Raw genomic sequence first — 14,354 nt, 5'->3', positions numbered from 1 at the left:
TCGTGGGCCAGTCTTCGCGCCCCGCGCGGGGCGCTCGCACCCCGGAGGCACTCATGCAAAGACGCATGCCACGGCAACGCGCCCCCATCGCTCTCGCAGCGGTCGGCGTCCTGCTGGCAACAGGGGTGGGCGTGACACCTGCGCTCGCGAACACTCCGACGGCGGCGGGGTTACCGCCCGCTGTCGCCACGGATGTCTCGGAGGTCCCGGACCGGGTGGCGGACAAGATCACGCCCGCCGTGCAGACCCGGTTCGAGACCAAGGAATCCAGCGACTTCTGGATCCGGTTTGCCGACGCGCCGGACCTGGAGCCGGCCAAGGACATCGCGGACTGGGGCGACCGCGGCCAGTTCGTCTACGACGCCCTGACCAGCACGGCGAAGGCGTCCCAGGCGGACGTCGTCGCTGATCTGAAGGCCGCGGGCGCCGAGTACGAGTCCTACTGGATCAGCAACGCGATCCTCGTCGAGGACGGCACCGAGGACCTCGCAAGGCAGGTGGCCGCCAGCGGTGAGGTGAAGCAGGTCCATGAGCGGTTCACGGCCGAGCGCATCGAGCCGGTCGAGCGCAAGGCGTCTGCCGAGCGCAGGGCGCCGACCGAGAACGCGCCGCTGGCCACGGAGTGGGGCCTGGACGCGATCAACGCGCCCGACGTGTGGGACCAGGGGTACACGGGTGAGGGCATCACCGTGGCCAACATCGACTCCGGTGTCGACGTCGAGCACCCGGCCCTGCTGCAGCACTACCGCGGCTACCGCGAGGGCGAGAGTCCGAGCAACGACTACAACTGGTTCGACGTCAGCGGCGACTGCGACGGCGCGCCCTGCGACGGCGACGGGCACGGCACCCACGTGATGGGCACCATGGTGGGTGACGACGGCGCGGGCAACCAGATCGGCGTCGCACCGGGCGCCGACTGGATCGCGGCCAACGGCTGCGCCACCTGCTCGGACGCCGACCTGCTCGCCTCGGGCCAGTGGATCCTTGCGCCGACGCGGGTCGACGGATCGGACCCCGACCCGGCCCGGCGTCCGCACATCGTGAACGCCCCGTGGCGCCAGCAGGAGCCCGGGGTCATCAACGACTTCATGTCCGAGGAGATCGCCGCCTGGGAGGCGGCCGGCATCTTCGGCGCCTGGGCTGCGGGTAACGAAGGCGCGGCGGGCTGCGGGTCGACGTCGTCGCCGGCGGCGAACGTCGACACGTACGCGGCCGGTGCGTTCGGGGCGAGCGGCGACATCGCCGCGTTCTCCTCGCGTGGACCGGGTGAGTACGACGATAGGACCGGCGGTATCAAGCCGGACCTGGCCGCGCCCGGTGTCGAGGTGCTGTCCTCCGTACCCGGCGGCGGCTACGCAGAGCTCAGCGGGACGTCCATGGCGTCCGCGCACCTCGCGGGCGCTGTGGCGCTCCTGTGGAGCGCGGCTCCGAGCCTGGTCGGCAACATCGATTTCACCGCGGACTACCTCAACTGGTCGTCCAGGCGCGTGGAGGACGAGTCCTGCGGCAGCAACGGCGGCCCGGCCAACAACGTATGGGGCAGGGGCAAGCTGGACGTGCGGGAGCTGCTGGAGCTCGCGCCGACCGACGACTACGGCGTCGTCGCGGGTACCGTCACCGGGCCCGACGGCAAGCCGGTCGCCGGTGCACGGGTCGCGGCCGGTAGGCATGACGACATCACCGACCGCGAGGGCGCCTACAACCTCGAGCTGAGGGACGGCGCCCACGAGGTGAGCGTCTCCGCGTACGGCTTCATCTCCGCGACGGCGCAGGCCGTCGTCGTGCGCGATGAGACCACCACCGTCGACGTCATCCTGGAGGCCGCACCGACCACCACGGTGAGCGGCACCGTCACCGACGGTAACGGCCACGGCTGGCCGCTCGATGCCAGGGTCACGGTGCTTGGGGCCCCCATCGGCACCGGGGTGTGGACCGACCCGTTCACGGGGGAGTACTCGATGGAGGTGCCTGAGGAGGCGACGCACACGCTGATGGTCGATGCGTCCGTGGCCGGGTACGAGTCGTACTCGCAGGAGGTCCAGGTGGGCACGGAGCCGGCAACCGCGGACCACGCGCTGCCCGTCAGTGCCGGATGCAGTGCTCCCGGCTACGCCCTGACCACCGAGGTGGGAGCGGTCGAGGAGTTCGAGTCCGGCGAGGTGCCCGAGGGGTGGGCGGTCGAGGACCTGGCTGGCACCGAGCAGGTCTGGACGTTCGACAACCGCTTCGAGCTCGGCAACCTGACCGGCGGTGAGGGTCTGTTCGCCGAGGTGAACAGCTGGGGCTACGGCGAGGACGGGGTGCAGGACACGGCGCTCACGCGGTCCTACGACCTGTCCGAGGTCGGGGCGCCGGGCCTGACGTTCGACCAGGAAGTATCGGTGAACGACGACGTCGTCGCCGACGTCACCTACAGCATCGACGGCGGCGAGAGCTGGGAGCCGGCGCACCAGATGCCCGTCGCCGAGGGGCGCACGACAGCCGTGCTGTGGAACGCAGGCGGTCAGTCCGATGTGCGGGTCCGGTTCCACTACAGCGCCCGCGGGTACGCGGGGGTGTGGCAGGTCGACAACGTCGTCCTGGGCGGCTGCACGCCGGTCGACGGCGGCCTCGTGGCCGGGTTCGTCAAGGACCGCAACACCGGTGACAGCCTCAACGGCGCCACGGTGACCGTCGGCAAGCTGAGCATGAAGACGTTCGACCCGGCGAACCCCAAGGTGGGCAGCGGGTACTACTCGCTGTTCTCGCCGAAGGTCGGCGCGCGGCAGATCGGTTATGCGGCGAAGGACTACAAGTCCACGAAGGTAACGGTGACGGTCGTCGACGACGCCGTCGTCCGGAAGGGCGTGAAGCTCGCGGCCCCGCTGCTGACCGTCACACCCGAGGCCTTGTGGCGGACGGTGGAGCTGGGCGGCACCAAGTCGGGCACGTTCATCGTCACGAACGAGGGCACCGCGCCCGCGGACGTCGAGGTGGCTCCCGCGCTGTCCGGCTTCACGCCCCTCGGGTCGGCGACCGGCGGCAAGGCTCTCAGAGGGGCCACCGGGGACGTGACAGAGGTGAGCACGGTGTCGGGGCCCGGGGCCGAGAGCGTCCGGGGTGCCGCCGCGAACGACGGCGACGGCCTCGTCCGGAACGGCGAGCGTCCAGGCCGGTCGGTGACGCCATCGGCCCCGCCGTCCCTCCTGGCGGAGGGCACGACCATCACGCACTCGTCGTCGCAGGACATCAGCACCCTGGGCGGCTCGGTGGCCTGTGAGCGCGGCAGAACGAGCTGGCTGCGGACCTTCACCCTGGAGGACTTCGAGATCGAGGGCAAGTTCGCCGTGACGAACGTGTCGTTCGGCGTCGCAAGCGTCGACGACGGTACCGAGGTCACGGTCAACCTGTACGAGCTCGACGGAGAGCTCAAGTACAGCAACATGACCCGGCTGGGCACGTCCAACGTGACCCTGCGGTCCCAGTGGTTCACGATCGTGGACGTTCCGGTCACCGGTACCGCGTCGGCCGGCAGCACGCTCGTCGTCGAGGTCGTCGGCTACGACGCCACGTTCTTCATCGGCACCAACGCCGAGCCGGAGACGGCGCCGTCGTACTTTGCGGGGAACTGCGTCTCCTCTGAGCCGATCACGGCTGCCGAGATGGGCTACCCGGAACTACACATGGTGCTCAACGTGACGGGTGTCGCCGCGGTCGACGCGCCGTGGCTCGACATCCAGCCACCGACGTTCAGGCTGGAGCCTGGTCAGTCGGCGAAGGTGCGGGTCGGTCTCGACAGCAGCCGCGTGGACGAGCCGGGCACCTACACCGCGCGTGTCATCGCGTACGGCAGCACGCCCTACGACGAGCCGCGGGCGCGGGTGGCGCTGAAGGTGACCCCGCCCCCCAGCTGGGGCAGGATCGCCGGCACGGTGACAGGCGTGACCTGTGACGACGAGACCGTCCCGCTGAAGGGTGCCTTCGTCGTCATCGACGGGTCCGACGACGACGTCACGCTCGTGACCGGGCCGAAGGGGGGTTACGCCCGCTGGATGCCTGCGTCGAACAACCCGCTGACGGTGCTCAGCTCGGCGAGGGGCTACCCGTCGGAGTCGAGGAACGCGCGCATCGTCGAGGGCCAGACGGTGGTGCGCAACTTCGAGCTGGACAAGTTCTGCGGCTAGACCCGTTCCGTTGGTCGAGCGCCACGTCGTTGGTCGAGCTTGTCGAGACCGAGTGAGGTCTCGACAAGCCCGACCAGCGGGGCTCGACCAACGCGGCTCGACCAGCGGTTTTGTTCACCCGGCCCTTTCATTGCCGTTTGAACTTCCCGCTCGCACAGTGTGATGTGGACCACATTCGTGGGCCAGTCTTCGCGCCCCGCGCGGGGCGCTCGCACCCCGGAGGCACTCATGCAAAGACGCATGCCACGGCAACGCGCCCCCATCGCTCTCGCAGCGGTCGGCGCCCTGCTGGCAACAGGGGTGAGCGTGACCCCCGCGCTCGCGAATACATCGACGGCGGTGGGGCTACGGCCCGCTGTCGCCACAGATACCCCGGACATACCGAAGCGGGTGGCGGAGAAGATCACGCCGGCCGTGCAGACCCGGTTCGAGATCAAGGAATCCACCGACTTCTGGATCCGGTTCGCCGACACCCCGGACCTGGAGCCGGCCAAGGACATCGCTGACTGGGGCGAGCGTGGGCAGTTCGTCTACGACGCATTGACCAGCACGGCGAAGGCGTCCCAGGCGGACGTCGTCGCAGATCTGAAGGCCGCGGGCACCGATTACGAGTCCTACTGGATCAGCAACGCGATCCTCGTCCAGGACGGTACGGAAGCCCTCGCGAGGCAGGTGGCTACCAGCGGTGAGGTGAAGCAGGTCCACGAGCGGTCCGCGGCTCAGCCGATCGAGCCGGTCGAGCGCAAGGCGCCTACGGACAACCCGCCGCGCGGCGTCGCGTGGGGCGTTGATGCCATCAACGCCCCCTACGCGTGGGACCGCGGGTACACCGGCTACGGCATCACGGTCGCCACCATCGGCTCCGGCGTCGACGCCGAGCACCCGGCGCTCATGGACCAGTACCGCGGCCACCGTGACGGCGAGGGACCGAGCAACGACTACAACTGGTTCGACCCGAGCGGCGCCTGCGATGGAGCGCCCTGTGACGGTGACGGGCACGGCACGCACGTGATGGGCACCATGGTGGGCGACGACGGCCACAACAGTTACCAGATCGGCGTCGCACGGGACGCCCGTTGGATCGCGGCCAACGGCTGCGGGACCTGCTCAGACGCGGACCTGCTCGCCTCCGGGCAGTGGATCCTCGCGCCGACGCGGGTCGACGGGTCGGACCCTGACCCGGCGCAGCGTCCGCACATCGTGAACAGCTCCTGGGGCCAGCAGGGGCCCGGCGTCATCGACGACTTTCTGTCCGAGGAGATCGCGGCCTGGGAGGCGGCGGGCATCTTCGGCGCGTGGGCCGCGGGCAACGCGGGCGAGGCGGGCTGTCAGTCGACGTCGTCGCCAGGGGCCGACGTCGCCGCGTACGCGGCCGGCGCGTACGCGGCGAGCGGCGGTATCGCCGGCTTCTCCTCGCGCGGCCCGGGTGCGGACGGCGAGACCAAGCCCAACCTGTCGGCGCCCGGCGTCGAGGTGATGTCCTCCGTGCCTGGTGGCGAGTACGCCGAGTTCAGCGGCACGTCCATGGCGTCCCCGCACCTCGCGGGCGCCGTGGCGCTCCTGTGGGGCGCCGTTCCGACCCTGGTCGGCGACATCGAGGCCACCAAGCGGCTCCTGGACCAGACGTCGACCGACGTCGCCGACGACTCGTGCGGCGGCACCCCCGCCGACAACAACGTGTGGGGCGAGGGCAAGCTGGACGTGCGGGAACTGTTCCAGGTTGCGCCAACCCGCGGCCTCGGCGCCGTCGCGGGTACCGTCACCGGGCCCGACGGCGAGCCGATCGCCGGTGCACGGGTCACGGCCGGTAGGCGTTCCGAGACGGCCGACGCCGAGGGCGTCTACCAGATCTACCTGGAGGAGGGTTGGCGTGATCTGACCGTCTCCGCCTTCGGGTTTCTCGACGCGACGGCGCGGCTCGACATCAAGGAGGGGAGGACAGCCACGCTGGACGTCTCCCTGGACGTCGCGCCGAACACCACCGTGAGCGGTACCGTCACCGACGGTTCCGGGCACGGCTGGCCGCTCGACGCCAAGATCTCGGTGCCGGACGCTCCGGGCGGCCTCGTCACCTGGACCGACCCGTTCACCGGTGAGTACTCGCTCGAGCTGCCTGAGGGGGCGACGCACACGCTGGTGGTCGAGCCGACCATGACCGGGTACGGGACGCTCACGCAGGAAGTCGAGGTGGGCACGGAGCCGACGTCGGCCGACCTCGCTCCGCGTGTCCTCGCCGAGTGCACGGCTCCCGGCTACATCCCAACCGACTTCCTAGCGGTCGAGGAGTTCGAGTCAGGCGCGGTGCCTGACGGCTGGACGGTTGAGGACCTGGCGGGCACCGAGCAGGTCTGGACGTTCGACGACGCCTTCGGGTATGGCAATTTCACCGGCGGCGAGGGTCTGTTCGCCGAGGTGAACAGCGAGGGCTACGGCGAGGACGGGGTGCAGGACACGACGCTCACGTCGTCGCCGTACGACCTGAGCAGCCTCGCCGCGCCGCTCGTGACGTTCGACCAGGCCTACTTCGTGTTGGAGGACGGCTTCGCCGATGTCGCCTACAGCATCGACGGCGGCGTGACCTGGGAGAGGGCTCTGTCCCAGAACCCCAGCGCGGTCGGGCGCAAGATCGTCGCCCTCCCGGGCGCGGGCGGCGAGTCCGACGTGCGGCTTCGGTTCCACTACAGCGCCGCGGGGTACGCGGGACTGTGGCAGATCGACAACGTCTCGGTCGGCGATGCGTGCGAGCCGGTCGAGGGTGGTTTCGTGGCCGGGTTCGTCAAGGACCTCAACACCGGTGACAACGTCAACGGCGCCACGGTGACGGCCGGCAAGCAGAGCACGAAGACACTGAACCCGGAGAACCCCAAGGTGGGCCGCGGGTACTACTCGCTGTTCTCGCCGAAGATCGGTGCGCAGCAGATCGGCTATGCGGCCAAGGACTACAAGTCCACGAAGGTAACGGTCAACGTCGTCGCCGACGCCGTCGTCCGGAAGGGCGCGAGGCTCGCGGCCCCGCTCCTGACGGTCTCGCCGGAGACGACCACCCGCGAGGTCCGCATGGGCGGCACCAGGTCGGGCACGTTCACCGTGACGAACGAGGGCACCGCGCCCGCGAACGTCAAGGTGTCTCCCGCGTCGTCCGGCTTCAAGCCCCTCGGGTCGGCGACCGGCGGCAAGGCTCTCAAGGGGGCCACCGGGGACGTGACAGCGGTGAGCACGGCGTCGCCGGGAGCTGACAGCGCCAGGGGTACCGCCGCCGCGAAGGCCGGCGACGGCTTCGTCCGGAACGGCGAGCGTCCGGGCAGGTCGGTGACGCCCGCGCCGCCGCCGTCGCTCCTGGTGGAGGGCACCACGACCATCACCCACTCGTCGTCGCAGAACGTCACCATGGGCAGCTCGGTGCGTTGCACGGGAAGCCAGACACAGTGGCTGAGGACGTTCACGCTGAAGGACTTCGACATCAAGGGCGAGTTCGCCGTGACGAACGTGTCCTTCGGTGTCGAGCTCGCCGGTGCGAACACGGACGTGACCGTCAACCTGTACGAGCTCGACGGTGACCTCGTCTACGCGAACATGACCCAGATCGGCACCGCCGACGTCACCCTGGAGCAGCAGGCGCTCACGATGGTGGACGTTCCGGTCACCGGCAACGCGACCGGGACCCTGGTGGTCGAGGTCGTCAGCTCCGGTGACTTCTTCATCGGGTCCAACGCCGCGCCGGAGACCGCGCCGTCGTACATCGCCTCTGGGGTCTGCGGTAACGCCGAGCCTGTCACGACGGCGGAGATCGGATTCCCGAACATGCACACGGTGCTCAACGTGACCGGTGAGGTCCCGTTCGTGGTGCCGTGGCTCGACGTCCAGCCGCCGGCGTTCACGCTGGAGCCGGGCGAGTCCGCGAAGGTGTACCTCGACATGGACAGCAGCCGTGTGGACCAGCCGGGCACCTACACCGCCGGCGTGGTCGCCAACGGCAGCACGCCGTACGACGAGACGCAGGCGCAGGTGTCGCTGAAGGTCACCCCGCCGCCCAACTGGGGCAGGATCGCCGGGACGGTGACGGGTGTGACCTGTCGCGCCGAGACCGTTCCGCCGAAGGGCGCCTTCGTGGTCGTCGACGGGTCCGAGTACGACATCACGCTGGTGGCCGGGTGGAAGGGGAGGTATGCCCGCTGGATGGGGATCTCGAACAACCGCCTGACGATGCACGCCTCGGCGGACGGGTACCCACCCGAGTGGAAGTACGCGCGGATCGTCGAGGGAGAGACGGTGGTGCGCAACTTCGAGCTGAACGAGTTCTGCGACTAGACCCACTCCGTCGGTCGAGCGGCCACTTCGCTGGTCGAGCTTGTCCCACCGTTGGTCGAGCTTGTCGAGACCTGGTGAGGTCTCGACAAGCTCGACCAACGAGGGTTCGACCAACGCGGCTCGACCAGCGGAGGCTCGGGCAACGGGGGTGGGGTCAGGCTGGGATTTGGGTCCGGCGGGCGCGGGCCCAGGTCGAGATGCCGAGAGCCAGGGCCAGGGTCGCGCCGATCGCGGGAACCAGGAGAGCGCGCCGGTAGTCGGACCAGTCGGCGTCCGCGGCGTGCCCCTCGACGAGCGCGATGGTGGCGATCGAGACGCCCAGCGCCGCGCCGAACTGGAACGCCGTGTAGACGACGCCGCCGGCGACCCCGTGCTCGGACTCGTCGAGGCCGGCGGTGGCGGCCGCCGTCAGCGGCCCGTACACCAGCGCGAACATCACGCCGATCAGCACCAGCGACGGCAGCAGGTCGAGGTATCCCCAGGTCCCGTCGATGCGCAGCGCCAGGGCGAAGGCCACCGCACCGGCGAGCAGCCCGGCGACCATCACCGGCGCGTTGCCGAACCGCTTGACCAACCGGTGCGTGACCAGGGGAGCGAGGATCATGTCCAGGCCCATGATCGCGAACGCGAGGCCCGTCGCGATGGGGGACCAGCCCTGGAACTCCTGCAGGTAGAGCGTGATCAGGAACTGGAACGCGAAGAACGCCCCGATGAACAGCAGTCCCGCGGCGCTCGACCGCAGCAGCAGCCCCTCGCGCAGCACCGCGAGGCGCAGCAGCGGGTCCGCCACCCGGCGCTCGATGATGACGAACAGACCGATGAGCACGGCGGCGGCCACGAACGACACGACCCCGGCAGTGGCCGTCTCGCCCTCACCGATCGCGACGACGCCGTAGATCAGCGCGACCATCGCCGACGTCAGGGTGATCGCGCCGCCCAGGTCGAACCCGCGGCGCGGCAGCTCGGAAACCGTGTCCGGCCGGATGACGGCCCGCCCGGCGATCCAGAGCGCGGCGCCCACGATCACCGGCGCGAAGAACACCCAGCGCCAGCCGACGTCGGTGAGGAAGCCGCCCGCCACCACACCGAGCGTGAACCCGCCGGCTCCGATGGCACCGTAGATCGCCAGCGCCCGGTCGCGCAGCGGCCCCTCCGGGAAGCTGGTCGTCAGGAGGCTGAAGCCCGCCGGCGTCATGAACCCCGCGGTGGCGCCGGTGACGAACCGGGCGACGATCAGCACCCAGGCCTCGTCGGCGAGGCCGCCGAGCCCGGAGAAGGCGACGAACACGGCGAGGGCGACCAGGAACGTCCGGCGTCGGCCGAGAAGGTCCGCGGTGCGTCCGCCGAAGATCATGAAGCCGCCGTAGGCGAGCACGTAGGCGCTGATCACCCAGTGCGCGTCGGCAGTGGCCAGGCCGATGTCGGCGGCGATGGCCGGCACCGCGACGTTGAGCATCGCGATGTCGATCCCCTCGAGGAACAGTGCACCGCAGACGACGGCCAGTACTCCCCAGCCCGTTCGTGCAGCGCTCACCGACGGGTTCCCCGCCGGCCGCACGGAATCTCGCACGTCTGTCACAAGGATCTCCTCGCTCAAAGTCCCGCATGGTTACCACTTGTAACCATGACGATCCTTGGGCACGATCGACGGATGGCACAAGAAGGCACTTTGACGTCACCCGGTTACATCGAGGGAACCAAGCACGTCGGTACCGAGCCCGTCAGCCGGGAGGATGCGGAGGCGTGCAGGTTCGACCGTGACCCCTTCCAGTGGGACGCCCGCGAGGACTGCCAGGTGCGACAGATCCTGGACCGGATCGCCGACAAGTGGTCCCTGCTGGTGATCGCGCTGCTGGACGAGAAGACGCTCCGGTTCGGGGAGCTCGTCCGGGAGATCGACGGGATCAGCAAGCGGATGCTGACCGTGACCCTGCGCAACCTCGAGCGGGACGGCCTCGTCGGGCGCACCGTGTACCCCGAGGTGCCGCCCCGCGTGGAGTACGAGCTGACCGCGCTGGGCCGCACGCTGCTCGGCACCACGCAGGCCCTGGTGAGCTGGTCCGAGGAGCACCAGGAGGAGATCGCGAGGGCCCGTCAGAAGTTCGAGGCGGCCAACGCCGCCGGCTGACGCGGGTCCGCGACGCCGTCGAAAGAACCGCCTACACGCGCTCCCACGGAACGTCGGCGAGACGCTCGACCACTCCGGCGAGGAGCGGCCCCGGCTCGGGCAGCGGCACGTCGTCGATAGAGGCGACGGCGACGACGCCTATCGAGTTGACCAGGAACGCACCCGCGAACGCGGCGACGTCGTCGCGTCGCACCACACGCCGGGTCGACGGCGTGGTGGCCTCGACCAGCTGCATGGCGACGCCGTGCAGCTGCGGCGCATCCGGCCAGACGACGGCGCCGTCGTCCCGGAGGAACCCGAGGTTCGCGATCGACGACTCGGCGAGGGCGCCGTCGGGTGCGGTGAGGACGGCGTCGTCGTACCCGTCGAGGCGGACCCGGCGCGCCCACTCGAGCTGCGCGAAGCTGCCCAGATGCTTGAGGTGCGGGAACGGGCGCAGGTACTGCACGGAACGCAGGCGCTGCGGGACGGCGGGCGGGCGGTGCGGCTCGGCGACCGACACCGAGACCCGCTCGGCGTCGCGCAGCAGGACCCGCACGGAGGCGTCGGCGGTACCGGCCAGGGCGTGCCGCACCAGCTCACGGACCCGATCGCCCGGGAGGTCGCGCCCGAACAGCTCGCGGTGCGCCGTGTCGAGCCGGTCGAGGTGGTTCGACAGCCCCTGGACCCCGCCGTCGCGCACCTGCATGGCGGTGAAGTGGCCATAGGTGCTGAACAGCTCTGCTGCCGTCGCGGGGCGGCCGTCGGTCTCGATACGCACCCTCGGACCCTAGTGAATGGCCGCGAGCTCTGCTGCCAGGGATTAATTGCGCCGTCTTCGGTCGCGGTCCGTGATGAGATGGGAGACGTGAATCGGCGTAGCGACGAGGGCCCAATAACGATCTATGACGTCGCTCGCCAGGCCGAGGTGTCGGTGGCATCGGTCTCGAACTTCCTCAACTGGCCGGACCGGGTCTCGGTGGCGATGAAGGAACGCATCGCGGCCGCCATCGACAGCCTCGGTTTCGTGCCGAGCATGGCCGCGCGGCAGCTCCGGGGCCGGCCCAGCGGCATCGTCGGCGCCTCGTTCGTCAACGCCTCCAACCCCTACTTCGGCGGCATCGCCACGGCGGTCGAGAAGCTGGTCGCGGACAACGGGCTCGCCGTGGTCGTGGGCAGCTCGCACGAGTCGGCGGCCCAGCAGAGGCGGTTCCTCGACCTGTTCGAACAGCTCCGGTTCGACGGTGTCGTCGTCTCGCCCTCGGACGACGACCTGGAGCCGCTGCGCCGACGGCGGGACCAGGGCACCCCTATCGTCCTCGTGGACCACGAGGACCCCGAGCACCGCCTGTCGTCCGTCTCGCTGGACCATCGTGAGGGCGGCCGGCTCGCCGCGCAGCACCTGCTCGACGTCGGGCGGCGACGCCTGCTCTTCGCGGCAGGCCCCGAGGGCGTGCGGCAGGTCGAACGCCGTCTCGACGGCTGCCGGCTCGCGGTGGGGCAGACGCCGGGCGTCTACCTGGAGACGGTCCGCGCGCCCGACCTGGACCTCGCCGACGGCACCGCCGTGGGGCTGCAGATCGCGGAGCTTCCGCCCGCCCGCCGGCCCGACGCCGTGGTGGCCGGCAACGACCTGCACGCGATCGGCATCATCGCGGGCCTGACGTCCGCGGGCGTGCGCGTCCCCGACGACATCGCGGTGGTCGGGTACGACGACATCCCGTTCGCCGCGGTCGCCGCCGTGCCGCTGACCACCGTGCGCCAGCCCATCGCGGAGATCGGGACCGCCGCGGCCCGGCTCCTGCTGGACGAGATAGCCCAGCCCGGCCGCGCGCCGCGCGAGGTGGTGCTCGCCCCGGAGCTGGTGGTGCGAGCGAGCGCCTAGCAGCACTGACCTAGCTGTACTGACCTAGCCGATCAGGCGCGGTTGCCGGGTGAGGTGATCTGGCGGGCTCGGCAGCCGAATCAGGCGGGTCGGGTCGCGCCAGGTTCGGCCGGCCGGTCGGTCGGCTTCGACGGAGGACGGCGGCTCGGTGGCCTGGTCGGTGCCAGGTGCTTCGATGGGTTCGGGTAGGCGGATGCGGTGGCCGCGGGCGTCGGTGAAGGCCCACCCGGTCTCCAGCAGGGCACCGGCCGTGGTGTTCGTGGCTGGCTTTCCGGTCCAGTGCATGGTGATGCCCTTGGCATCCACCAACTGGTGGTGGTACCAGCACAGCAACGCACTGTTCGTCACCGATGTATCGCCACCGTCGGCCCAGTGAGTGAGGGCGTGGTGGACCTCGCACCGTGACGGTGGCTGGTCACATCCCGGGTAGACGCAGTGCTGGTCGCGGGCGATGACGGCGCGTCGCATCTGCCCCGACACGGTGCGTTGGGCACGACCCACGTCGAGGACTGCGCCGTCGGGTCCGAACACGATCCGGGTGACCGCGCTGTGACACGCCAGGCGGCGCACCAACGCGCGCGGGGCGCGACCCCCGGTCTCGGTGAACACCGGACCACCCGAGGACAAGAACCCGGACTCTGTCGCTGTCCCCGCCGTGCTTGCACTCACCGTGCTCGCTGTGCTGGTGCTCGCTGTGCCGATCCGGCTGCTGAGCCCGGGCGTGGCCTGGCCGCACGTCAGGCACAGCCCGTCCCGGGTCCGAGTCACCTGAGTGACGAACTCGTTCCAGGACACCGTGACGTTCAGGTGCGGCGCGATAGCAGCACCCGGAGAGGCCTGGTTCGTGTCCAGCACCACCCGCGCCACATCCGCCAGACCCTGCGCGCGACGCTGGGTCGTCGTCCGGGTGTCTTCCGCTGACGGGGCGCCCATCACCGCGTTGATCGCGGTCGTGAGCTGCAGGCCGTGCTCATCGGTCAGAAACCCGGCCACGTGATACCCGCCGAACGTCTTGGCCAGGTCCAGGAACTCGCCCTGCGCGGCCTTGTCGTCGTCGAGGTCGTCTGTGTCGGGGTCGGTGATGGTCGCGAACCGGCGCGCCACCTTCCGGAACTGGTCCGCATTCAACACATTGGCCTCCCGCAGCACCACGCCCTCACCCGTGGTCAGCGTCCCGTCCGCGACCGCGCCCTCCAGCACCTGGGTCACTAGCTCACGAGTGCGTGCCCCATCGGGGTCCTCGGACGGGTCGGGGAAGTCGACCGCAACGGACTGGACGAACTGTTCCGGTGTGGTGGTGTGTCCGGTGCGGGTATCGATCAACCACGCCAGTGCGTCGGTACGGGTCTCACTGGTGGGTGCGACCTCGGTCATCACCCGGGCGTGGTCGACACCCAGGGTTCCCGCGACCAGACGCTCCCGCGTGACTGGGAGTGCGGTCGCGAGACGCCGGGCGATCGTCATGTCCTTACCCGCGGTGGACGCGGAGATGCCTTCGCGCAGGCGCAGCCAGGTCGTGAACGTGCGTGCCGCGCCACCGGAGCGCCACGAGCCCTCGTTCTCGATCCGGGGCAGCAGGGTGTACCGCACACCGTCCAACCGGCCGGTCAGCCGACGGATCCGGGTGTGCGCATCAGCCAGGCGAGTGACCGTCGGGGCGTCCCAGCCGGTCAGTGTCTCGGGGTCCGTCAGCGCGGTGAGGTGGTCTATCTCGTTCTCGATCCGGGCGAGAGTTTCCTCGATCGAGATCGCGGCGGGCAGGGTGGCGGGTCCACCGTTCGTCGTCTGATCCACCATGCTCACCCCCACTCATCTCGATCGCTCGCCTAGTACTCACTCCTTGGATGCGTCCATTATCTCGAACATGTGTGCGACCTGCATGCCAGATTTC

Annotated in this window: 7 protein-coding genes; 4 read left to right on the top strand and 3 right to left on the bottom strand. The window is 70.0% G+C overall.

What is annotated here, in order from left to right; genetic code table 11:
• Positions 1 to 65: 65 nt before the first annotated feature.
• A complete protein-coding gene (locus ACNYC2_RS20600; RefSeq protein ID WP_419703584.1) occupies positions 66 to 4,163 on the top strand; it encodes a S8 family serine peptidase in 4,098 nt (1,365 codons plus the stop codon).
• Between the two features lie 240 nt (positions 4,164 to 4,403).
• Entirely contained in the window at positions 4,404 to 8,471 is a 4,068-nt protein-coding gene (locus tag ACNYC2_RS20595) for a S8 family serine peptidase (protein WP_419703583.1), read from the top strand.
• A 154-nt stretch (positions 8,472 to 8,625) separates the two neighbouring features.
• Here the strand turns inward: ACNYC2_RS20595 and ACNYC2_RS20590 are convergent, their stop codons facing one another.
• Positions 8,626 to 10,005 carry an MFS transporter gene (locus tag ACNYC2_RS20590; protein ID WP_419703582.1) on the bottom strand — a complete coding sequence of 460 codons (1,380 nt, stop codon included), beginning with the start codon at positions 10,003 to 10,005 and terminating at the stop codon, positions 8,626 to 8,628.
• A gap of 135 nt (positions 10,006 to 10,140) precedes the next feature.
• Between ACNYC2_RS20590 and ACNYC2_RS20585 the strand changes: the two genes are divergently transcribed.
• Positions 10,141 to 10,599 (top strand): winged helix-turn-helix transcriptional regulator, encoded by a 459-nt coding sequence (locus tag ACNYC2_RS20585; RefSeq protein ID WP_419703581.1) that lies wholly within the window; start codon positions 10,141 to 10,143, stop codon positions 10,597 to 10,599.
• A gap of 31 nt (positions 10,600 to 10,630) precedes the next feature.
• On the opposite strand, the gene ACNYC2_RS20580 is transcribed toward ACNYC2_RS20585, so the two are convergent.
• Positions 10,631 to 11,359 (bottom strand): aminotransferase class IV, encoded by a 729-nt coding sequence (locus ACNYC2_RS20580; RefSeq protein WP_419703580.1) that lies wholly within the window; start codon positions 11,357 to 11,359, stop codon positions 10,631 to 10,633.
• 87 nt (positions 11,360 to 11,446) lie between these two features.
• Between ACNYC2_RS20580 and ACNYC2_RS20575 the strand changes: the two genes are divergently transcribed.
• On the top strand, positions 11,447 to 12,463 hold the full coding sequence (locus tag ACNYC2_RS20575) for a LacI family DNA-binding transcriptional regulator (RefSeq protein ID WP_419703579.1): 1,017 nt from the start codon (positions 11,447 to 11,449) through the stop codon (positions 12,461 to 12,463).
• A gap of 24 nt (positions 12,464 to 12,487) precedes the next feature.
• On the opposite strand, the gene ACNYC2_RS20570 is transcribed toward ACNYC2_RS20575, so the two are convergent.
• Entirely contained in the window at positions 12,488 to 14,260 is a 1,773-nt protein-coding gene (locus ACNYC2_RS20570; RefSeq protein WP_419703578.1) for a DUF222 domain-containing protein, read from the bottom strand.
• Positions 14,261 to 14,354 lie beyond the last annotated feature (94 nt).

Origin of the sequence: Promicromonospora sp. NFX87 (genome assembly GCF_048564965.1) — a bacterium.
In the GTDB taxonomy this organism is placed as follows: Bacteria; Actinomycetota; Actinomycetes; order Actinomycetales; family Cellulomonadaceae; genus Promicromonospora.
The sequence above is the reverse complement of the archived record's forward strand: the minus strand, read 5'-3'. Positions and strand labels throughout refer to the sequence as shown.